Raw genomic sequence first — 19453 nt, forward strand, 5'->3', positions numbered from 1 at the left:
GGACCGTCGGGCCGCTGCGGCCGGGTGACAGCGTCCGAGCACCAACGGTATCTACGCTTCGGGGGAAGCCCCCGCGCGGGAGGCCGCCCGAACGAAGGAAGAACATGAACGACGTCACCGGATTCACGCACCTTCCGCCGACCACCCTCGCCGATGTTCTGGGACGCGAGCAGGTGATGAACATCGGCCTTCGCCCTCTCTGGCCCTCGATCCCGCGAGTCGCCGGGCCGGCGTTCACCGTGCGCTGCCCTCCGGGTGACAACCTCATGCTTCACGCCGCCATCTATCGGGCGGCGCCCGGCTCGGTCATCGTCGTCGAGACCGGCGGTGACGTGGACTACGCGGTTGCGGGCGGCAACGTTTGTGCCGTCGCCCAACGTCGAGGGATCGCGGCGTTCGTGGTCGACGGGGTCATTCGGGACCTGGCCGAGGTTCGCGAGATGGGCTTTCCCGTCTTTGCCAGGGGAGTCATCCCCATCCCGGGAACCAAGGCAGCCGTTGAGCCCCTCAACGGCCGCGTGCGGTGCGGCGGCGTGAACGTCAGCGCCGGCGACATCGTGGTGGCCGACGAAGAGGGCATCGTGGTCGTTCCCGGCGCCCGTCAGGAGCAGGTGCTCCTCGAGGCTCGGACGCGGCTGGCCAAGGAGGCCGACGAGTCCCTCGACGCGTGGGAGAAGGCGCATCACGCCCGCATCGACGAGATCCTGGCCGAAAACGGCTTCGAAGACTGACTGACGGGGTGCGTCGTGGCAGCGGATGGGTGGACGTCCCCGCCCATGTCGATCCCCATGTCGATCCCCAGGGCGGGCCGACGAGGGCCTTGAGCGTCAGGTGAGTGTCGCCGCCAGCAAGCACGCGGTCTTGGCCACTAGCGCGTTGTCGCCCGATGCGTCGGGTTCGTGTTTGGTCGTCAGGACGGCCAGCACGATGGGTGGGCTGTCCGGCGGCCAGGCGATCCCGACGTCGTTGTTGCTGCCGTAGCTGCCGCCGCCCGTCTTGTCGGCGACCGTCCAGCCGGCGGGGAGCCCGGCGCGGAATCTCTCGCCGCTGGTGGTGTTGGCCAGCAGCCAGCCGGTGAGGCGCTTGCGGTCCGCGGGTGTGAGGGCGTGGCCGAGTGTGAGACGCGCATAGGTGCGGCCGATGGCACGAGGGCTGGTCGTGTCGGTCACGCGCCAGGGTTCCGCCGAGTTGAGTTCGGGCTCCCACCGGTCGAGCCGCGTTGTCCGGTCCCCGAGTGTGCGGCAGAAGCGGGTGATGGCGGTGGGGCCTCCCAGCTCGCGCAGGAGGAGGTTTCCTGCCGTGTTGTCGCTGTAGCAGATGGCGGCGTCGCACAGTTCGGCGACGGTCATGCCGTTGGCGAGGTTCTCGGGGCGCTCCGTGATCGGGGAGAGGCCCGAGTCCGTGACGTCCTTCGCGGTGTACCGGATGCGCTTGGCCAGGAACCGGCCGCCGTGGTCGAGATCGCGCAGGACCGCTGCGGCGGCGAGCGCCTTGAACACCGAGCACATCGGGAAGCGCTCGTCTGCGCGGTACGCCACGGTTCTGCCCGTGGCTGTGTTGTGCGCGAAGACCCCAAGGCGGGCGGAGTGCTGCTGCTCGAGTTCACTCAACCGGCGGGCGATCTCGTCTTCGCCGGGTGCCGAGGCGTATGCCCTTCCGTCCGGACAGAGGGCGGTGGCAAGTGCCGTGCCGGCGCCGAGAGCGAGTAGGGCGCGGCGGGACGATCGCGTTCCTTTGCCTTGCAAGGCGTCAACTTCCTTCCGTAGCAGGGACGTTGATCATTGGATCTGCGCGGTTCAGCCGATCATCAGCGCGGCGAGCGCAAGCACGGGAACCGCTTGAAGCGCCGCAGCGCGCCGCAGCCGGGCCCACCACAGGGCAGCGCCGATGGCCGCCACCACACCGCATGCCGTGCCGAGCTCCGGCAGTGGCGGCTCGTAGGGCTGTTCGTCCCAGTTCGCCGCCCACCCGGTCATCCCGGCCGCCAGCCAGCCGTAGCCCACGGCCAGGGCGTTGACAGGCAGCAGCGCGAGCACCGCAACGGTGTTCCTCCACTTCATACGGGCCATCCTCGCCCCGGGTGCCGACAAGGGCCTGAGTACCCGTACCTAGGTCATGGGGGTGGGATACGTGGCTCGCACCAGGTCGATCAGGGCTCGGGCCGCTGCCGACGGCGGACGGTCGTCCGGTGTGATGAGCGATACGGAGAACACCGGTCTCGGCTGCGTCGGGCGCAGGGCCACACGGCGGGGGTCGGGGACGAGGGACGGGCTCAGGAAGGCGAACCCGAAGCCCGCCCTCACCAGATCGACCACGGTGGGGATGTCGGCCACCTCGACGGCGATCTCGCGTTGCAAGCCCGATTCCAGGAAGAGCTGGTCGACGCTGCGTCGCGTTCCCCAACCGGGCGGAAAGTCGACGAACCGTGCGCCGTCGAGCTCCGCGAGCGGGACGACGGGGCGGTCGGCGAAGGGGTGATCGGGTGGGCAGGCCAGTGACATGGGTTCGGATGCCAGTGGGTACACGGTCAGGCCGGGCGGGTAGCTGCCAGGAAGGGCGACGAAGGCGAGATCGAGCCTGCCGTCCTTGACCTGGCGGGCGAGTTCGGTGGACCCGCCCGGCAAGGCGCTCGGCTCGATCTGCACCATGGGCCGCTCCCGGTAGTAGCGGGCGAGCAGGTTGCCGAGGTCGATGAGCGCCAGGGAGTGCATGATGCCCACTCGCACGGTGCCGCGTACCCCGCCGTGTACGGCGGCGACGGCGTCCCGGGCTGCATCGGCCGCGGCGAGCGTGCGACGCGCCTCGACGAGCAGCGCCTGGCCGGCGTCGGTGAGTTCGACGTGGTGGGTGGTGCGGTCGAACAGCCGGCCGCCGAGTTCGCGTTCCAGCGACCGGATCGAGACGGACAGGGCCGACTGCACGAGGTGAATCCGCGCCGCGGCGCGCGTGAAGCTGCCTTCCTCGGCGACCGCGAGGAAGTGCTCGAGATGGCGCAGTTCCACGTCATGCTCCAGATTGATAACAGTCATGAAAAGTCTTCGTTGGACAGCATAACCGCAGCTCCGGAACATGGAGGGAAGGGTGGCGGCGCGGCTGCCTGTCAGCTAGGCGATGAGGAGATCCACTTCATGTCATCTGTCACCACGACCGGGTCCGACCAGGTCCGTGTCGCACACCCGGCTCACGCCGCTCTTCGCAGCCGGCACCACGCATGGGGTTTCTGGGTGGCCGCGCTGGCTTTCCTGGTCAACATGGGATTCTCGGCGGTGCCCACGCCGCTGTACGTGCTGTACCAGCACCGCGATCACTTCTCCACGATCATGGTCACCGTCGTCTACGCCGTGTACGCGGTCGGGGTGATCGCCAGCCTCTTTCTCGGCGGCCACGTGTCGGACTGGGTGGGCCGCAAGCGGGTGTTCGTGCCCGCGCTGCTCATCAACGTGGCCAGCGGCCTGATCTTCCTGTTCGCACCGAGCCTGCCCGGACTGCTGATCGCCCGCGTCATCTGCGGGATCTCCATCGGGTTGACGACCGCGACGGCCACCGCCTACCTCGGTGAGCTGCATGCCGGCGTTCTCGGCGGCAAGGCGGTGTCGCCCCGCCGCGCGCAGGTCGTCGCAACGGCTGCCAACCTCGGCGGTATCGGGTTCGGCCCGCTGGTCGCCGGGGTGCTCGCCCAGTACGAGCCCCAACCGCTGCGGGTGCCCTACATCGTCTTCGGCATCGTGCTGCTCGTGCTTGCCGTGCTCGTCGCGGCCTCGCCGGAGACCGCGGAGCGGCCGGTTCCGGCACCCAAGTGGCGGTCGCAGCGCATCGCGGTGCCCACGCACGCGCGGCGGATGTTCTTCGTCGCCACCGCGGCGGGCGTTGCCGCGTTCGCGGTCTACGGCGTGTTCAACTCGCTGGCTCCGTCGTTCCTGGCCGGCACGCTGCACCAGAATTCGCACGCGGTGGCCGGAGCGGTGGCCTTCGCCGCGTTCGCCGCGGGAGCGCTCGCCCAGATAGCACTCAGCCGGGCCGGCGTCATGCTGACTCTTCGGGTCGGCCCGCTGCTGCTTCTTCCGGGACTCGCGCTGCTCGCGGGCGGGATGTGGCTGCCGAGCCTGGCGATGTTCATCGTCGGCGGCGTGGTCACCGGTGCCGGTGGCGGCCTGGTCTTCCGTGGCGCGCTGGCCGCCGCCGGTTCGACCGCCCCGCCGGAGGCACGGGCCGAGGTGCTCGCCGGGTTCTTCCTCGGCGCGTACGTCGGCCTGTCGGTTCCCGTCGTCGGCCTGGGAATCGCCACGCAGTACGCGTCGGCGCGCGCGGTGATGCTGGTGTTCGTGGTGCTGGTGGCCGTCGCCGTGGTGCTGTGCATCCGCGCCCTCCGCGGCGAGCACACCAGGCAACCCGAGCGCAGCTGAGCGGCGGCGGGCCGCCCGTCATTCAGGGGCGGGTGTGAGCAGGGCCTTGTCCAGGACCACCGGAAGCGACAGGGTGCGGTAGCCGACCGAGGCGAACAGCACGGTGATCCGGTGGTCCTCCTCGCTGAGGACCTCGCCGTCACCCCACTGGTGGTGGCGGACCCGGGTGCCGGGCGGGAACGGGTGGTCGTGGTGCTCGGTTGAGGCGGTCCGCGGGTGGGGGAGGCCGGGGGGAGCGCCTGCGTCGGCGCCCGTGGACCGCTCGCATCTGTCGCAGTTGCCGCACGGGGTGCGCAGCCGTTCGCCGAAGTAGCCCAGCAGGAAGCGTCGTCGGCAGCCGGTGGTCTCGGCAAGGCCGCGCATCATCTCCACCCGGGAGCGTTCCAGCTTCTCGTGTGCGGCGCCGAGCCGTATGGCCTGCTGGGCGGCTTTCTCCGGATCGGCGCCCGGGACCGGGGCCACCTTGCCGCCTTCCGTGGTGACGGCTCCGACCTTCTCCAGCAGGTTGAGCAGGGCGGTCAGTCTGGTGGCCGACAGACCGGTCTCTTCCTGGAGTTCCGTGGGTGTCACCGCGGTCGGGTGTTCCAGCACACGGCGGGCGACCTTCACGACCGTGTCCTGGTCCGGGCGCCCGGTGGAGAAGAACTTCTGCAGTCCCAGGTCCTCCTTGCGGTAGTGCAGGATGGCCCGGGCTGCCCCGCCGTCCCTGCCCGCCCGGCCTATCTCCTGGTAGTACGCGTCGAGCGACCCGGGCACCGAGGCATGCAGCACGAAGCGTACGTCGGGCTTGTCGATCCCCATGCCGAACGCCGAGGTGGCCACCACCACGTCCAGTTCTCCGGCGAGAAAGCGGTCGTGCACCCTGGCGCGGTCAGCGGCGCGGGTGCCCGCGTGATAGGCGGCCGCGTCCAGGCCGAGCTCGCCCAGCTCCGCGGCGTACGCCTCGGCGTCCTTGCGGGTCGCGGCGTAGACGATGCCGGGCTTGGGCTCGGCTGCCGCCCGCTCCACCACCGCCCGCCGCTTGGCCGCGTTGTCGAGGAAGTGCGTCACCTCCAGGCGGATGTTGGGCCGGTCGAACCCGGCCACCACCTCCCGGACCTTGCGCATGCCCAACTGCTCGATGATGTCGGCGCGTACGGGTGCCGCGGCGCTGGCGGTGAGCGCGAGGATCGGAGGGCGCCCGATGCTCTCCGCGGCCTGCCGAAGCCGCAGGTAGTCCGGCCGGAAGTCGTGGCCCCAGGAGGACACGCACTGCGCCTCGTCCACGACGAACAGGGACGGCCGCAGTGCGGCGACACGGTCCAGCACTTCCTGCTTTGCGAGTTGTTCCGGGGCGAGGAACAGAAACCGGGCGTCGCCGGCGCTCACGCTCTCCCACGCCTGTTCGTTCTGTGCCCGGGTCATCGACGAGTTGACCGCCACGGCGGTCTGGCCGCTGTGCCGCAGCAGTCCGGCGATCTGGTCGCGCTGGAGGGCGATCAACGGCGACACGACGAGCGTCGGACCGGCGAGCAGCATGCTGGGTACCTGGTAGACGGCCGACTTGCCCGATCCGGTCGGCATCACCACGATGGCGTCCCGGCGGGCCATGACCGCTTTCATCGCGGTGAGCTGGCCGGGACGCAGTTGGTCCCATCCGAAGACGTTCCGCGCGGCTTTGCGGAGACGGCGGGCGGCGAACAGGCTGATCGGCATCGGACTCCCGGAGCAGTTGCGCGGCCGGGGCGGACCCGGCCGGGTGGTGGTCGTTCTCGTGCCCCTCCCTGCCCGGAACAGTCCGATCGTCGCCCGCCGGACAGGGCGCCGGCGCGCCGGAGCGGGCGGAACATCGGTCACGGTACCGGGCAGCCGGTGTGCTGACCATGAACGGGCCTGCCATCTTGCGTCGACCGCCCGGTTGGACACGCTGTAGCGTGATCGCGTGGTGGCGAGCGACGCGTACGCGTATCGAGAGCTGGGGGAAGCGGCCTGGTCGTGGGTCCTGGGCCAGGTACGCGAGGACGACGGTCCGTGGGTCCCGACGACAGTGACGGAAGACCAGCGGCAGGCGGCGCCGGCCAAGGACCGCGACTCGCTGTACGCGGGGATCGCGGGCCTGGCACCGGTGTTGGCCGAGATCGCCCGGCACCGCGCGCTGAGCGACGTCGAGCAGGCCCTCGCGACCCGGATCGTGGCCCGGCTGACCGCCGAGGCGAGCGTACGAACGGAACCCTCGCTGTACGACGGGCTGGCCGGCGACGTGACGGCGCTGAAGCTGCTCGCCCCGGACAGGGAGGCGGTCGCGCTGCAGCGGCTCGCCGAGCTGATGACCCCGGCAGGATGGAAGACCACGCTCGAGCTCGATCCGGGGTCCGACGAGCCCGCGACGGACGTCGTCGTGGGCACCGCCGGCGTGGTGATGGCGGCGATCTGGGCGGGCGGTGAGCACGCCGAGTCGATCGCGACCACCGGCGGCGAGGCCCTGCTGCGAGCGGCGGACCCGACCGAGGACGGCCTGGACTGGGGGATGCTGCCAGGCCGGCCGTCCAGGATGCCGAACTACTCGCACGGCACCGCCGGGGTGGCCACCGCGCTGGCCATGGCCGGGGCGGCCCTGCATCGCCTGGACTTCGTCGAAGCTGCCTGCCAGGGCGCCCGGCACCTGCTCGCCGTGGGCTCGCTGGACGACGACGGGTTCGTCCTCCCGCACACCATCCCGCCCTCCACGCGGGAGGTGGAGCCGGTGACCTACACGTGGTGCCACGGGCCGACCGGAACCTCGTACCTGTTCGCGGCGCTGGCGCGGGCCGGCGTGGCCGAAGTCGCCGGCCACGAGGTCGCCGGGCTGCGGCAGCGATGCCTGCACTCGGTTCTCACCTCCGGGGTCCCGCAGCGGCTCCGACCCGGGTTCTGGGACAACGACGGCCGCTGCTGCGGCACGGCGGGCGTCGGGGAAGCGCTGCTGGACGCCGTCCAGGACTCCCCGGACCCGGCGCGGGGCGGCACGCTCCTTGAAGCGGCACGCACCATGGGGGACGCCCTCGTCGAGCGGGCGATCCGCGACGAGGCCGGGGCACGCTGGCGGTTCCTGGAACACCGCCAGGACCCACCCCTGCTGCCCCCCGGCACCTCGTGGATGCAAGGCGCCGCCGGGATCGCCGCCTACCTCTTCCGCCTCGCCCGCGTCATCCAGGACGGCCCGAGCGCGCCGGTGGTCGACCGTCCCGACCAGTGGTGGGCGGTCCCGGATCACCTGCGTACCGTCCACACCGCCGGGCCGGCCTGGGCGCACCGACGCCGGCGCCTTACTGCCCGGGGGTGAGGACGTAGGTGTTGAGGGCTGCCACCGTCGTCAGGGGCGTCGGGGAGCCCAGGTCGTAGCGGTCCACGGCGAGGTAGTTGGGCTTCTTGCGGGCGGCGGGCTCGCAGAAGTTCTCCGTACGGTTCTGGAGCTTGCCGTTGTCGGTGGTGACGGTGGCGGTCACCGTGGCGTCGCGGAAGTGGTTCATGACGAACAGGGGGTGGAAGGCGGCCGAGTCCGTGGTGAGCGGCCTGTCGGTGCCCCAGCGGCTGTAGCAGGACCAGTCGGAGTCGGCGAGGGGCGAGCCCATCGACCAGTAGTTCTCGACGGTCCACTCACGCTGGTACATCACGCCGAAGGTGTCGCGGGTGGCGTAGCCGTTGGAGATGTCACTGGCCCGGGTCCGGTCACTGAAGATCAGCAACTGCTTGCCGCGCGCGGCGAGGTCGGCCATCGTCGGCCAGCCGTTGGTGGCCACGCCGTCCTGGTCGGGGCGGTAGAGCACGTCGGACAGGCCGTTGACGGAGGCGAGCGAGGACTTCAGTACCGACGAGGAGACGTAGTCCTCAAGGAAGACGGTGGCGAACTGGCCGGGGTTGGCCTTGAGGAAGTCGACCATGCGTTGCAGGTCGGTGGCGAGCGGCACCGGGCTGCTCACTCCGGAGCAGCTGTTGTGGCACAGGACGGCGGTGCCGGAGACGTCGTAGTCGTCGAGCATGAAGCCGCGTACGCCGCCGCTGAGTTGCTGGCTGATGCCCTGTGCCTGGTTGGGGAAGAGGTTGACGGGGAATGAGGCGAAGTTGCCGTCCACGCCGTTGGCGAAGGCGTTGTGCGCGGTGAGGAAGGTGACCTGGTCCAGGGTGCGGGTGTCGGGGGAGGGGATCGCGGACTTGCCGAGGGCTGCCGGGGTGAGGAACCAGCGGGCGAGGTCACCCGCGGCGCCGGTCTGCACGGCGGTCGAGCCGGACACCCCGGTCAGATACTGCGAGGTTCCGGGGACGCCGATGGCGTAGGTGCTGTCGGCCGCCGCCGTGATGGTCCAGGTGGTGGTGTCGGTGCCGCAGGTCGTGGTGACGGCAGTGGTCCCGTTGCGGCCGAGGCAGGTGCCGGACTCGTCGGCGTTGCGCAGTTCGTAGCCGCCGCTGACGGCTGCCGGGGTCCACTGCTGGTGGTCCTCGTTGCCCTTGGGGTTGTGCTCGGCGACCGTTCCGCTGCTGTCGGCCGCGTTGAGCCCGGTCACGTAGCTCTGTATGTACACCGAGCCGCTGGGCACCGCGGCGGCCTCCCCGGCCGAGGCCAGGGGCAGGGTGATGGCGACGGCGGCCGCCCCGCAGAGAACTCGCAGATGACGCAAGGTCGTTCCTCTCATCGCACGCGCACGTGAGTGATGTCGGGGTCATGACACACCGCCACGCGGGCACGGCGCCAGTACGCGCCGATGAATACCAGGAACCCGAAGAGCGGAACTGCTGTTTCCGCTTCCGCGGTGGCATCTATCCTGTCGGTCCGCTGTGCACGCACTATGGACAAGACAATGTCATGTGCACTTAAATCTGGCTCCGCCTCACCTCCGCACCAGCGCCCGCCGAAACCGCGTCCGGACGCCGGTGCGGGAACCGCGCACGTCCCCGCGACCCGAGGAGCCCGATGCAGCTCAGCACGCGACGCGCCACGACCGCCCTGACCGTGGCGATAGGCGTGACCGCCCTCACCACCGCCCTGCTGACGCCATCCGCGGCGTCAGCAGACGGCGGCCGTAGCCTCCCCTCCCGCGCCACAGCCGTCTCCCACGCCGACGCCGCGATCGCCGACCACGCCGGCCGACTCGCCGTCACCCCCGCCCAGGGACGTACGGTCCGCGATGTCGTCACCGACACCGACGGCGCCCAACACGTCCGCTACGACCGGACCTACCGAGGCCTGCCCGTACTCGGCGGCGACCTGGTCGTGCACCTTGCGCCGGGCGGCGCCTACGCCGGCGCCGACCGCGCCACCCGCTCGGACCTCGCGGTACCCACGATCACCCCCGGCGTGACCGCATCCGCCGCCGCGAAGAAGGGCATCGCCGCGCTGCGCACCGCCCACCACGGCACGACCTTCCGGCAGGCCAAGGCCAGGCCGCAGCTCGTCGTCGACGCCCTGCACGGCGCCCCCCGCCTCGCCTGGCGCACCACCGCCGTCGGCCTGGACACCCTCGGCAACCCGGCCGCCCGCGTGGTGCTCACCGACGCCCGTACCGGCACCCGTATCGACGCCTGGGACGCCCTGGAGACCGCGGCCGGCGACGGCGCCTCGCTCTACGGCGGCACAGTGCCGTTGGAGACCACCCTCAGCTCCGGCACGTACCAGCTCACGGACCCCACACGCGGCTCCACCTACACCGGCGACGCACAGAACAAGACCGACCTGTGCGTCTTCGGGATCTGCATCTCCCGGGCCCCCGCCGTGCTGTTCACCGACGCCGACAACCACTGGGGCACCGGCACCACCGCCGACCGCTCCACCGCCGCCGTGGACGCCCAGTACGGCACCAACGAGACCTGGGACTACTACAAGAACGTCCACGGGCGCAACGGCATCGCCAACGACGGCAAGGGCTCCTACAACCGCGTCCACTACGGCAGCAGTTACAACAACGCCTTCTGGGACGACAGCTGCTTCTGCATGACCTACGGCGACGGCGACGGCACCACCTTCGGCCCGCTGGTCTCCCTCGACGTCGCCGGCCACGAGATGTCCCACGGCGTCACCTCCCGTACCGCCGCCCTCACTTACTCCGGGGAGTCCGGCGGCCTCAACGAGGCCACTTCCGACATCATGGGCACCCTCGTCGAGTGGTACGCCGCCAACTCCACCGACACCGGTGACTACCTCATCGGCGAACGCATCGTGAAGTCCGGCTTCGGCAAGGCCGCGCTGCGCTTCATGGACAAGCCCTCCAAAGACGGCAACTCCGCCGACTGCTGGAGCTCAAGCGTCGGCAACCTCGACGTCCACTACTCCTCCGGCGTCGCCAACCACTTCGCCTACCTCCTCGCCGAGGGCAGCGGCAGCAAGACCATCAACGGCGTCTCCTACGACAGCCCCACCTGCAACAACTCCACCGTCACCGGCATCGGCCACGACAAGCTCGGCAAGATCTGGTACCGCGCCCTGACCGTCTACATGACCTCCAGCACCAACTACGCCGGCGCCCGCACCGCCACCCTCAAGGCCGCCACCGACCTGTACGGCGCCTCCGGCCCCGAGTACGCGGCCGTGGCAGCCGCCTGGTCCGCCGTCAGCGTCGCCTGACCCGAAGCCCGAAGCCCGAAGCCCGAAGCCCGAAGCCCGAAGCCCGAAGCCCGAGGTCCCCGGCGCGCCGGTCGCGCCGGGGACCTCGGCAATGGCGTCACGTACCTCGCGTCGCCTCGCTGACATCCGTCGTCGGCTCACAGCCGCCCCGCTTCGGCGAGGGCCAGCAGATCGGTCGCGGCCTGGTGGGCGCGGGTCCGGATGGCGGCCGCGTCGGGGACCGGTCCGCCGAGCAGCGCGGTGCCCATGATCTCTGCCTGGAGGAGGGCGGAGAAGACGCGGCCTCCGACCGCCGGCTCGCCGGTGCGTTCGCCCAGGCCCCGCTCGCCGACGGCTTCGCCGCAGCGCGGATGGTCCCGCCCACCCTCGGGATCCGGCTCCTGGCGGTGGCGGTTCAAGACCGCCTCGGTGCCGCCCTGGGGCGGCCTCCCCGCTACCTGCCCGGCGCGGGGGCACCCGGCGAGTTGGCCGTCGGCACCACAGCGGACGCCCGTTTCGGAGAGAAGCTGATCACCCCGAAGGACTCGACGCAATGGCGCAATCGTGTCGCCGCGCGGTCGCTGCTCAGCTTCTCCTGGCGCCGACCGGGCGACGTGCCGCCGCCATTGACTGCCCCATCCTGCTCGTCGTCGCCGAGCACGACACGATGGCGCCGGTCGGCCCCGCGCTGCGCGTCGCCGACAAGGCGCCCCGCGGTGAGCTCTACCGCAGTGGGGGCGGCCACTACGACGTCTACCAGGGCGGCGAGAGCTTCGACGACGTGCTGAACGTCGAGGTCGAGTTCCTCCACCGGCACGTGAAGGATCCCGCACGGCGCCGAGTCCCCGGGCGCTGAGTTCGCCGAGAGGGCACGGCGGTGGAGGGCGGCGCGGTGACACCCGGGGCGGGCCGCCCTGTGCGGCCTACAGGCGCAGGCTGCGGCGCAGCGCTGCGGCGAGCAGCTTGGCACGGTCGTCAACGGCGCCGTGCTGGTGGCCGTCGCCCTGGCCCACCGGGCCGGTGGACTGCCGGCCGTAGCCGTCGGCTGAACGAGGCCGGGCGGCCACTCCCTGCTGAGCCGGTCCACCGACTCCCGGAGGAGGACTCGCGGTACAGGAAGGACCTGTCCGGTCGACACGGGGAGGTTCAATTGATCGGGTCAGGGCTGTACTGTTCCGCTCCTGCCGCCCTCACCAGTCGTTAGGGGATGTCGCACCGCATGACTTCGACGCACCTCAACCGAACGCGACAGCGACTGGCTTATCCGTTGCGACGACTGCGTACCCGCGATCGCGGGCTGCTCGCCCTGCGTCGAGCCGCCCGGACCGCCGTCGTCATGCCCGCCCTGTTCGCCCTCGGCGACAAGGTCGTCGGAAACCCGGACGTGGCGACGTTCGCCGCGTTCGGCTCTTTTGCGATGCTGATGTTCGTCGATTTCGGCGGTCCCATGATCGACCGGTTGCAGGCGCTGGCCTCGCTGGCGGTGGTGGGTGCGGTGTTCGTGTGCCTCGGAACACTGGCCTCGCGTAATCCTTGGCCGGCGGCCGTGGCGATGGGCCTGGTCGGCTTCGGGGTGCTGTTCGTGGGCGTGGTCAGCTCGACACTGGCCGGGGCCACGACATCGCTGTTGCTGGCGTTCATTCTGCCGGTGTCGCTGTCCGGGCCTCCGTCGTCGATCCCGGATCGGCTGGCGGGCTGGGCCATGGCCTCCATTGCCGGGTTGGCGGCGGTGGCCCTGCTGTGGCCGGCACCGGCCGAGGATCAGCTTCGCATACGGGCGACGGCCACGTGTCGGGCGCTGGCGGCTCGACTGCGACTGGAGGTCGCGCGTCTGCTCGACGGTGAGGGCACCCGAACGGCAGCGGAATGCGAGCAGGTCACCGTCGCCGCAGATGCCGCGGTGGCCGAACTGCATCAACTCTTTCTCGCCACGCCACATCGCCCGACCGGACTGAGCACCACCGCCCGGGCGGTGGTGCGCTTGGTCGACGAGCTGAACTGGCTGAACTCCATTCTCACCCAGTCCCGGAAACCGCCGACCGGCGCGGTGAATCCCGCTCCCTGTGCGGTGAAGGTCGCCGCTGCTGCCGTGCTCGAGCGGGGTGCGGATCTGCTGGAGACGCCGCGTACGAATCCTGAGCCGTTGCGTTCCGCGCTGGCAGAACTGCGCGAGACCCTGGCGGTCCTGGAGAACAACGCGACGGGCGAGCTTCCGGTTCGACGAGAACGGCCCGGAGAAAGCGCGGTCATGGCCGAGGAGCGGATCAGGGAGTTCATCGGCTCCTTGGATCCGAGCTTCCGTGCCCAGGAGTTGAGCTTTGTCGTGTCGCTGGTCGGAAGCAACATCGACCTTGCGGCCTCCGCCGAACGCCGTAGCTGGATCCAGCGAATCCTGGGCCGCCAACCCACAGGACTGCCGGGGACGTTGTCCGCGGCCCAGGAGCGCGCGGCTGCCCACGTCGAACGACATTCGCTGTGGTTGCACAACAGCGTCCGCGGCGCGGTCGGGCTGGCGCTGGCCGTGTTCGTCGCCAACCGAACGGGCGTCGAGCACTCCTTCTGGGTCGTACTCGGCACCCTTTCCGTACTCCGCTCGAACGCGCTGAACACCGGCCAGAACGTGCTGCGCGCGGTGGGCGGCACCGCCGTCGGCTTCGCGATCGGGGCGGCGCTCCTGGTGCCGATCGGTAGCGACACCACGCTCCTGTGGTTCCTGCTGCCACTGGCGATCCTGCTGGCCGGCGTCGCGCCTTCGGTGATCTCCTTCGCCGCAGGGCAGGCGGCCTTCACCCTCGTACTGGTGATCTTGTTCAACATCATTCAGCCAACTGGGTGGCGTGTCGGACTGCTTCGGGTCGAGGACATCGCCCTCGGCTGCGCCGTCAGCCTTCTGGTGGGGGTGCTCTTCTGGCCGCGCGGCGCCGCCGCAGCGCTCAGCAAATCGCTCGCCGAGGCCTACGCCGACGGCGCGAGTTATCTGGCCGCCGCCGTCGAATTCGGCATGCTCCGCTGCGACCCCAGCACACCAACCCCGGTCGGCCCGGCCCAAGAGGCGGTACGCGCGGCAGCGGCGTCACGCAGAATGGACGACACATTCCGCGGGTATCTGGCCGAACGAGGCGCCAAGACACTTCAATTGGCCGAGGTCACCAGACTGGTGACCGGCGTGGCCGGTCTCCGGCTCGCGGCCGACGCAGTGCTGGACCTCTGGGGGCGGGATGACGGCCGCGCCGCCGGCGACCGAGCGGCGGCCCGCCTCGAACTGCTCCGGAGCACCGATTCGATCAGAGGTTGGTACGACGAACTCGCGAACAGTCTGAGCGGCGTGCACCCGGTCCCGGAGCCGCTGCCCCAGGATGCGGCCGCCGACGGCCGCCTGCTTCAAGCCGTACGGCACGATCTGCGCGGCGAGGACGGACAGGCCACCGCTACCGCGGTCCGCATGATCTGGACCGGCGACCACCTCGACGCCGCCCGCCGGTTGCAGGCCGGCCTCGTCCAGCCGGCGTCGGCCGTTCATCCCGGAAAGTAAGAGGGGCTGGATCGGGCCCCATCGCCGTGCAACCTGCTCCCGGGGCCAGGCGTGACAAGTCGCTGAGGGCAGCAGCGCCCTCACATCCGTGATGTGGAGGGGGGCACATGCGCGATCCAGCTGACTTCGACGCTTTCTATGCCGGCAGCGTACGGCGGCTGACCAGCCAGATGTACGCGATGACGGGCAGTCGCGCCGAGGCGGAGGACCTGGTGCAGGAGGCCTTCGCCCGTGCCTGGCAGCGCTGGGAGAAGGTGTCCGGCTACGCGGACCCGGAGGCATGGGTGCGTACGGTGGCCTGTCGCGTCCGGGTGAGCGTATGGCGCAAGACGATCAACCGGCTCGCGGCCCACCACCGCCACGGCATGCCCGACGAGGTTCCCGGCGCCGGCCCCGACTACGTGGCGATTGTCGCTGCGCTGCGCCGCATCCCTGCCGAGCAGCGCCGGGCGATCGTGCTGCATCACCTGGCCGGTCTGTCGGTGGCGGAGATCGCGCGCGAGACGGGGGCCCCGCCAGGCACCGTCAAGGCCCGGCTCTCGCGTGGGCGCCAGGCGATGGCGCCCTACCTGTCCGACATCCCAGGTGGCGACCAGGCGCCGCGGGGCGCCGGACCCGCCATCGGCTTCGGCTCCAACGACCAGGAGGTGCCCCACCATGGCTGAGGACTTCGAGACCATCCTCAAGGCCGGGTCGGCCGAGTACGCCGCGCGCACCAGCCCCCGTCCCGCCGAAGCCGTCCGCGCCCGCGGGGACCAGCTCCGACGTCATCACCGAGCCGCCACAGTCGCACTGGCCGTTGCCGTGGTGGCCGCGGTCGGCGGCGGCGCCTTCGTCGCCACCGGCCACCTGTCCCGCCACAGCGCCCAGCCGCCCGCCGCGACCTCATCGGCGACCATCGCCACCACTTCCTGCCGGTCACTCGTCGCATCGCAGAGCGTCAAGGACGCCGTCACACAGGCATACCGCCTGGCGCAGCCAGGACTGGTACACATCGCACCGGTCAAGGGAACCTTCTACTACGGAGCGTGCGGCGACGTCTCCTACGCGGGCGCGCGCTTCACGCCCACCTCCGGTTCCACCGCGGGGGAGCAGGTCGCTCTCCAGGATGCCGGCAGCGTGGAGAAGTACTTCACCAAGTCCCCGAACGGCATGTGGACCTACGTAGCCACCGACGGATTCCCTGCCAGCACCCACGGCTGCGCCGCCATCCCCCAGATCCCGGCGGCCCTGGCCGCTCTCTGGGCCGACTGCCGGCATGGGTGAACGACGTTCAGCGGCGAGCGAGGAGGTCCCGGATCGCCTTGACGACGTCGGCGGGGGCTTCCTCAGCCATGAAGTGGCCGCAGGAGACGGTGGTGTGCCGCAGGTCCGGTGCCCAGGCGTTCCACAGTGCGGCGGCGTCGAAGCCGAGGGCCGCGCCCCAGTCCCGCTGGAGAACGGTCACCGGCATCCGCAACTGGTTGCCGGCATCGCGGTCGGCCCGGTCGTGTTCGACGTCGAAGCCGGCGGAGGCCCGGTAGTCGGCGACGATGGACGGGACGGCGGCGCGGGACGCTGACAGGTAGGCGGCCCGGATCCCGGCCGGGATCGCCTGCGGGTCGTGCGTCCAGATGTCCAGGAAGTGGCCGCTCCAGGCACGCAGCGCGCTCGGCGACTTCCCTGCGGCCGACGGGCACGCCGCCGCCGCGGACCGCCTGGCCCAGCACCACGAACTGCCGCTGGCAGCCGTCTTCACCCAGTGGTACCGGGCACTGCGGCCGGCCGCGTCCGGACAACTGCCGCAGGCCGAGGCCGCCTACCGGGCCGCCGCCGCGCGGCTGGACGGCGCCGGGATGCCGGGCCTGGAGCGCGGCCTCCTCCCGTTCGCCCTGCTGTGTTTGCGACTGGCGCACACGCCGCCGTCCGATGCCGGGCCGATCGACATCGACCTGGGGATGGACTGGGGCCCTTTCCGCACCTGGGCCGAGCCGTTCGCGCTGGTGGCGGCCGGTCGCCACGCCGAGGCTCGGGCGGCACTGCGCGCGCTGCCGGAGCCGCCGCGGGACCTGCTGTACGAGGCGTGCTGCTGCCTGGAGGCCGCTGTGGCGCTTGAGGTCGGTGACCGGGGCGTGCTGGAGCGCGTCCACTCCCGCCTGCTGCCGGCCGCCGGCGAGCTCGCGGGGGCAGGCAGCGGCCTGGTCACCGTCGGCCCTGTCGAGCGCTACCTGGCCGCCATCGCCACCGCGCTGCGTGTTCCGTGAGGGTTGCGCGCGACCTGGGTGCCGATCACGTGCTCGGGCTCTCGTACGGGTCGTGCGGGACCGGGACCGTTCTGGTCCGGCTGACGTTGATGAACGGGATGACGCCGCCGTTGACGGGGTCCTTGGTCTGCTTGCTGGTGTAGGTGCCGGTGACCTCGAGCCAGGTGTCGGGTGCCAGGACGGCGGGCATCTGCCCGGACAGGCCGATCTTGATGGGCTGGGCGTCGGCAGCGCAGCAGTTGAGGATCATGCGGGTGAGGTACGGCGCGCCGCTGCGGTCGAGGGTGATGAAGCCGGTGACTTTGATGTGCCGGTCGCCGAGGGAGTGCCCGTGGTCGTACGCCGCGCGACCGGCGTAGTCGTCGACGTCGAGCCGGAGGGGGTCGCCGGCGGGGAGGGTGGGGAAGCCGTAAGGCGGTTGCAGGGCCGTGCCGGTGCGCATCGCGCTGTACGAGCCCAGCGCGGGTGGGGCGACCAGGATGAGAGCGAACAGGGGCAGGACGAGAAGCCAGGAGACGCGGGGCTCGCGGTGGGCGTGGCCGTGCCCGTCGTCGTGCCCGCGCTCGGGCAGGTCCTCCTCGGCTGCGCGCGGCCGCCGCACTTCGTACCAGACGGTGGCGGCGGCCGCGACGATCAGGATGATGCCGGTCGCGAGCAGCAACGGGCGCAACCCGGCCTTGACGTAGCGCAGATAGAGGTCGGTCAGCCCCGCGTGCAGCACGGCGACGCCGACGAGGAACAGCACGACCGCTTGCGCCTGCCGGTTCACAGCAGCACCGTCCCGACCAGGACCGACACGAGGACGGCCAGCGCGAAGGTGGCGGGAGCGAACCGCAGCGCGAACCCGCGGCCGAACGTCGCGGTCTGCATGGCGAACAGTTTCAGGTCGATCATCGGTCCGACCACGAGGAATGCCAGCCGGGCGGTGAGCGAGAACTGGGACAGGGACGCGACCACGAACGCGTCGGCCTCGGAGCAGATCGACAACAGCACCGCGAGGATCGACAGGGCCAGGATCGACACCACCGGGTTGTCGGCCGCCGCGTGCAGCCAGCTTGCCGGCACCACCGCCTTGAGGGTGGCCGCGCCCATCGCGCCGACGACGAGGAAGCCGCCCGCATGCATCACGTCATGCCGTACGGATCCCCAGAACGCCGCCCCTTTGCCGAGGCCGTCCGACGACGGGTGGGCCGGCGGACGCAGCCAGTCGGTGCGCCCCAGCCGCTGCCACAACCAGCCCATCACGCACGCCACCAGCAGGCTCGCCACGAACCGGGCGAGGACCATCTCCGGGTTACGGGGAAACGCGACGGCGGTGGCGGTCAGCACGATCGGGTTGATCGCCGGGGCGGACAGCAGGAACGCCAGCGCCGCCGAAGGGGCGACGCCCCGGCGCACCAGCGCCCCGGCCACCGGCACGGAGGCGCACTCGCAGCCTGGCAGGACCACCCCGGCCATCCCGGCGACCGGCACCGCCAGGGCGGGCCGCCTCGGCAGCGCGCGGGCGAAGAACGAGGGCGGGACGAACACCGCGATGATCGCCGAGAGCAGCACGCCGAGGACGAGAAACGGCAGTGCCTGGACGATCACCGCCACGAACACGGTCATCCAGCTCTGCATCACCGGCGTCGACAACGCCCTGCGGATCGGCCCCTGCATGGCAACCACCAGGAGCAGCACCATGGTCAGAACGAGGGACGAGTTGAACTGCCAACCCTGCGGATCGCCCTGCGGATCGCCCTGCGGATCGTCCCCCTCGCGGTGGTCGACCCGGGGCGGGGCTTCTTCGGTGGTGGTCACGGGTGAGGTACCTCCGGTAGGGCAGGGCTTCGTGGATTGCTTCCCCTCCGCCTCCAGTACGCCGGTTCGGGCACAACTTCTCATCCTTCGCCCGTGCCGGGTGCATGCAGTCGGTCACGGCTGCCCGGAAGTACGGGACTGAGCGCACTCGTTGCCAGTGGCGCGAGGATACCCAGACCCGGCGCGAGCAGCTTGGGGAGGGACAGGGGGATTCCACTCGCTGGTGTATGTGCGGGAGAGGAAGGGGCAGGCGTTTTATGGTGATCTGATGCGACTTGTACCCTGGTGGGCTCTGATCTCGTCCGGGTCTGCGCCCGTCCTGTTGATCGGTGGCTGGACGATCGCGGCGCTGCTCCAGGGGCCCGGCTACGACCCCGTCACCCAGACGATCAGCGTCCTGGCGGCCGACGGCGCTTCCGGACGCTGGGTGATGATCACCGCCGTGACCGCCCTGGGCGCCTGTCACCTGGCAACCGCCTGGGGGCTGCGCGCAGCCGCGCTCGCCGGACGTGTGGCGCTCGGTGGCGGTGGACTGTCGGCGATCGTCCTGGCGCTGTCCCCGGAACCGAGCCGCGGCGGCTCCCTGCAGCATGGTTCCGTGGTCGCCATGGGATTTGCCCTCATGGCGGTGTGGCCGGTCCTGGCCGTCAATCGCATGGGCGCCTCCCCCTGGGGACTCCGGCCGGCCATGTCGATCGGGGTGAGCGCGCTGCTGTGCGTCGGCGCGGCATGGTTCCTGTTCGAACTGGAAACCCACGGTGCCGCGGGTGTCGCCGAACGTGTCCTCACAGCGGCTCAGAACCTGTGGCCTTTCGTGGTCGTCGCCTCCTGCCTCCACCACTCCAGATCATGATGTGGACAATTTCGTGGCACGGCGGTGTCGAGGTGTCGATCGGGGCCGGGGCCGTTCGTATAGAGGGTG

The 19453-nt window shown here is 70.9% G+C and carries 19 protein-coding genes and 1 pseudogene; 10 read left to right on the top strand and 10 right to left on the bottom strand.

The annotated features are described in order from the left end of the window. Positions 1-104: 104 nt before the first annotated feature. Complete coding sequence (locus tag ACFXJ5_RS26925; RefSeq protein WP_384636146.1) at positions 105-731, top strand: RraA family protein; 627 nt, start codon at positions 105-107, stop codon at positions 729-731. Positions 732-827: 96 nt separating this feature from the next. Here the strand turns inward: ACFXJ5_RS26925 and bla are convergent, their stop codons facing one another. Genes bla through ACFXJ5_RS26940 form a run of 3 tightly spaced genes read right to left on the bottom strand, consistent with a single transcriptional unit; the run spans position 828 to position 3029 of the window. After that, a complete protein-coding gene (gene bla / locus ACFXJ5_RS26930; protein ID WP_384636148.1) occupies positions 828-1745 on the bottom strand; it encodes a class A beta-lactamase in 918 nt (305 codons plus the stop codon). A 51-nt stretch (positions 1746-1796) separates the two neighbouring features. After that, a complete protein-coding gene (locus ACFXJ5_RS26935; RefSeq protein ID WP_384636151.1) occupies positions 1797-2060 on the bottom strand; it encodes a hypothetical protein in 264 nt (87 codons plus the stop codon). A 48-nt stretch (positions 2061-2108) separates the two neighbouring features. Further along, positions 2109-3029 carry a LysR family transcriptional regulator gene (locus ACFXJ5_RS26940; protein WP_384636154.1) on the bottom strand — a complete coding sequence of 307 codons (921 nt, stop codon included), beginning with the start codon at positions 3027-3029 and terminating at the stop codon, positions 2109-2111. Between the two features lie 99 nt (positions 3030-3128). Here ACFXJ5_RS26940 and ACFXJ5_RS26945 point away from each other — a divergent pair, with 99 nt between their 5' ends. Beyond that, complete coding sequence (locus tag ACFXJ5_RS26945) at positions 3129-4403, top strand: MFS transporter (RefSeq protein WP_384636157.1); 1275 nt, start codon at positions 3129-3131, stop codon at positions 4401-4403. Positions 4404-4421: 18 nt separating this feature from the next. On the opposite strand, the gene ACFXJ5_RS26950 is transcribed toward ACFXJ5_RS26945, so the two are convergent. Next, on the bottom strand, positions 4422-6098 hold the full coding sequence (locus ACFXJ5_RS26950) for a RecQ family ATP-dependent DNA helicase (RefSeq protein ID WP_384636160.1): 1677 nt from the start codon (positions 6096-6098) through the stop codon (positions 4422-4424). 226 nt (positions 6099-6324) lie between these two features. Between ACFXJ5_RS26950 and ACFXJ5_RS26955 the strand changes: the two genes are divergently transcribed. Continuing rightward, on the top strand, positions 6325-7704 hold the full coding sequence (locus ACFXJ5_RS26955; protein WP_384636163.1) for a lanthionine synthetase LanC family protein: 1380 nt from the start codon (positions 6325-6327) through the stop codon (positions 7702-7704). On the opposite strand, the gene ACFXJ5_RS26960 is transcribed toward ACFXJ5_RS26955, so the two are convergent. Then, the gene (locus ACFXJ5_RS26960) at positions 7688-9052 is read right to left on the bottom strand and encodes an RICIN domain-containing protein (RefSeq protein WP_384636166.1); all 1365 of its coding nucleotides are present in this window, start codon (positions 9050-9052) and stop codon (positions 7688-7690) included. The two genes, ACFXJ5_RS26955 and ACFXJ5_RS26960, sit on opposite strands and share 17 nt — an antisense overlap. Before the next feature lie 278 nt (positions 9053-9330). Here ACFXJ5_RS26960 and ACFXJ5_RS26965 point away from each other — a divergent pair, with 278 nt between their 5' ends. After that, on the top strand, positions 9331-10977 hold the full coding sequence (locus ACFXJ5_RS26965) for a M4 family metallopeptidase (RefSeq protein ID WP_384636169.1): 1647 nt from the start codon (positions 9331-9333) through the stop codon (positions 10975-10977). A gap of 137 nt (positions 10978-11114) precedes the next feature. Here ACFXJ5_RS26965 and ACFXJ5_RS26970 read toward each other — a convergent pair whose 3' ends face one another. Then, positions 11115-11375, bottom strand: a complete 261-nt coding sequence (locus ACFXJ5_RS26970) for a hypothetical protein (RefSeq protein WP_384636172.1) — start codon at positions 11373-11375, stop codon at positions 11115-11117. Between the two features lie 134 nt (positions 11376-11509). Here ACFXJ5_RS26970 and ACFXJ5_RS26975 point away from each other — a divergent pair, with 134 nt between their 5' ends. Further along, the gene (locus ACFXJ5_RS26975; protein ID WP_384636174.1) at positions 11510-11812 is read left to right on the top strand and encodes an alpha/beta fold hydrolase; all 303 of its coding nucleotides are present in this window, start codon (positions 11510-11512) and stop codon (positions 11810-11812) included. Positions 11813-11879: 67 nt separating this feature from the next. On the opposite strand, the gene ACFXJ5_RS26980 is transcribed toward ACFXJ5_RS26975, so the two are convergent. Then, positions 11880-12023, bottom strand: a complete 144-nt coding sequence (locus tag ACFXJ5_RS26980; protein WP_384636177.1) for a hypothetical protein — start codon at positions 12021-12023, stop codon at positions 11880-11882. Between the two features lie 269 nt (positions 12024-12292). Here ACFXJ5_RS26980 and ACFXJ5_RS26985 point away from each other — a divergent pair, with 269 nt between their 5' ends. The 3 genes from ACFXJ5_RS26985 (at position 12293) to ACFXJ5_RS26995 (ending at position 15754) form a co-directional block, all read left to right on the top strand. Further along, positions 12293-14488 (top strand): FUSC family protein, encoded by a 2196-nt coding sequence (locus ACFXJ5_RS26985; protein WP_384636180.1) that lies wholly within the window; start codon positions 12293-12295, stop codon positions 14486-14488. Positions 14489-14595: 107 nt separating this feature from the next. Then, a complete protein-coding gene (locus ACFXJ5_RS26990; protein ID WP_384636182.1) occupies positions 14596-15153 on the top strand; it encodes a SigE family RNA polymerase sigma factor in 558 nt (185 codons plus the stop codon). Continuing rightward, positions 15146-15754, top strand: a complete 609-nt coding sequence (locus ACFXJ5_RS26995; RefSeq protein ID WP_384636185.1) for a hypothetical protein — start codon at positions 15146-15148, stop codon at positions 15752-15754. The genes ACFXJ5_RS26990 and ACFXJ5_RS26995 overlap by 8 nt, the downstream gene beginning before the upstream one ends. A 7-nt stretch (positions 15755-15761) precedes the next feature. On the opposite strand, the pseudogene ACFXJ5_RS27000 reads toward ACFXJ5_RS26995, so the two are convergent. After that, positions 15762-16127: pseudogene (locus tag ACFXJ5_RS27000) on the bottom strand (alpha/beta fold hydrolase); the annotation flags it as partial. On the opposite strand from ACFXJ5_RS27000, the gene ACFXJ5_RS27005 reads away from it, so the two are divergent. Further along, entirely contained in the window at positions 16102-16731 is a 630-nt protein-coding gene (locus ACFXJ5_RS27005) for a hypothetical protein (protein ID WP_384636244.1), read from the top strand. The pseudogene ACFXJ5_RS27000 and the gene ACFXJ5_RS27005 sit on opposite strands and share 26 nt — an antisense overlap. A 25-nt stretch (positions 16732-16756) precedes the next feature. Here the strand turns inward: ACFXJ5_RS27005 and ACFXJ5_RS27010 are convergent, their stop codons facing one another. Together ACFXJ5_RS27010 and ACFXJ5_RS27015 are read right to left on the bottom strand one after the other, a co-directional pair. Next, positions 16757-17500, bottom strand: coding sequence for a TIGR03943 family putative permease subunit (locus ACFXJ5_RS27010; protein WP_384636187.1), 744 nt, complete (start codon positions 17498-17500; stop codon positions 16757-16759). After that, entirely contained in the window at positions 17497-18531 is a 1035-nt protein-coding gene (locus tag ACFXJ5_RS27015) for a permease (protein ID WP_384636190.1), read from the bottom strand. The genes ACFXJ5_RS27010 and ACFXJ5_RS27015 overlap by 4 nt, the downstream gene beginning before the upstream one ends. A gap of 268 nt (positions 18532-18799) precedes the next feature. Between ACFXJ5_RS27015 and ACFXJ5_RS27020 the strand changes: the two genes are divergently transcribed. Next, positions 18800-19384, top strand: coding sequence for a DUF998 domain-containing protein (locus ACFXJ5_RS27020; RefSeq protein ID WP_384636193.1), 585 nt, complete (start codon positions 18800-18802; stop codon positions 19382-19384). Positions 19385-19453: the final 69 nt, after the last annotated feature.

It is taken from the genome of Streptomyces sp. NPDC059373 (genome assembly GCF_042751495.1).
GTDB lineage: Bacteria > Actinomycetota > Actinomycetes > Streptomycetales > Streptomycetaceae > Actinacidiphila.

Coding starts and splice junctions, on each gene's coding strand:
- ACFXJ5_RS26950 (WP_384636160.1), bottom strand. CDS start 6,098: ATGCCGATCAGCCTGTTCGCCGCCCGCCGTCTCCGCAAAGCCGCGCGG.
- ACFXJ5_RS26975 (WP_384636174.1), top strand. CDS start 11,510: ATGGCGCAATCGTGTCGCCGCGCGGTCGCTGCTCAGCTTCTCCTGGCG.
- ACFXJ5_RS26940 (WP_384636154.1), bottom strand. CDS start 3,029: ATGACTGTTATCAATCTGGAGCATGACGTGGAACTGCGCCATCTCGAG.
- ACFXJ5_RS26995 (WP_384636185.1), top strand. CDS start 15,146: ATGGCTGAGGACTTCGAGACCATCCTCAAGGCCGGGTCGGCCGAGTAC.
- ACFXJ5_RS26965 (WP_384636169.1), top strand. CDS start 9,331: ATGCAGCTCAGCACGCGACGCGCCACGACCGCCCTGACCGTGGCGATA.
- ACFXJ5_RS26925 (WP_384636146.1), top strand. CDS start 105: ATGAACGACGTCACCGGATTCACGCACCTTCCGCCGACCACCCTCGCC.
- ACFXJ5_RS27005 (WP_384636244.1), top strand. CDS start 16,102: ATGTCCAGGAAGTGGCCGCTCCAGGCACGCAGCGCGCTCGGCGACTTC.
- ACFXJ5_RS26935 (WP_384636151.1), bottom strand. CDS start 2,060: ATGAAGTGGAGGAACACCGTTGCGGTGCTCGCGCTGCTGCCTGTCAAC.
- ACFXJ5_RS26960 (WP_384636166.1), bottom strand. CDS start 9,052: ATGAGAGGAACGACCTTGCGTCATCTGCGAGTTCTCTGCGGGGCGGCC.
- ACFXJ5_RS27020 (WP_384636193.1), top strand. CDS start 18,800: ATGCGACTTGTACCCTGGTGGGCTCTGATCTCGTCCGGGTCTGCGCCC.
- ACFXJ5_RS26985 (WP_384636180.1), top strand. CDS start 12,293: ATGCCCGCCCTGTTCGCCCTCGGCGACAAGGTCGTCGGAAACCCGGAC.
- ACFXJ5_RS26945 (WP_384636157.1), top strand. CDS start 3,129: ATGTCATCTGTCACCACGACCGGGTCCGACCAGGTCCGTGTCGCACAC.
- ACFXJ5_RS26990 (WP_384636182.1), top strand. CDS start 14,596: ATGCGCGATCCAGCTGACTTCGACGCTTTCTATGCCGGCAGCGTACGG.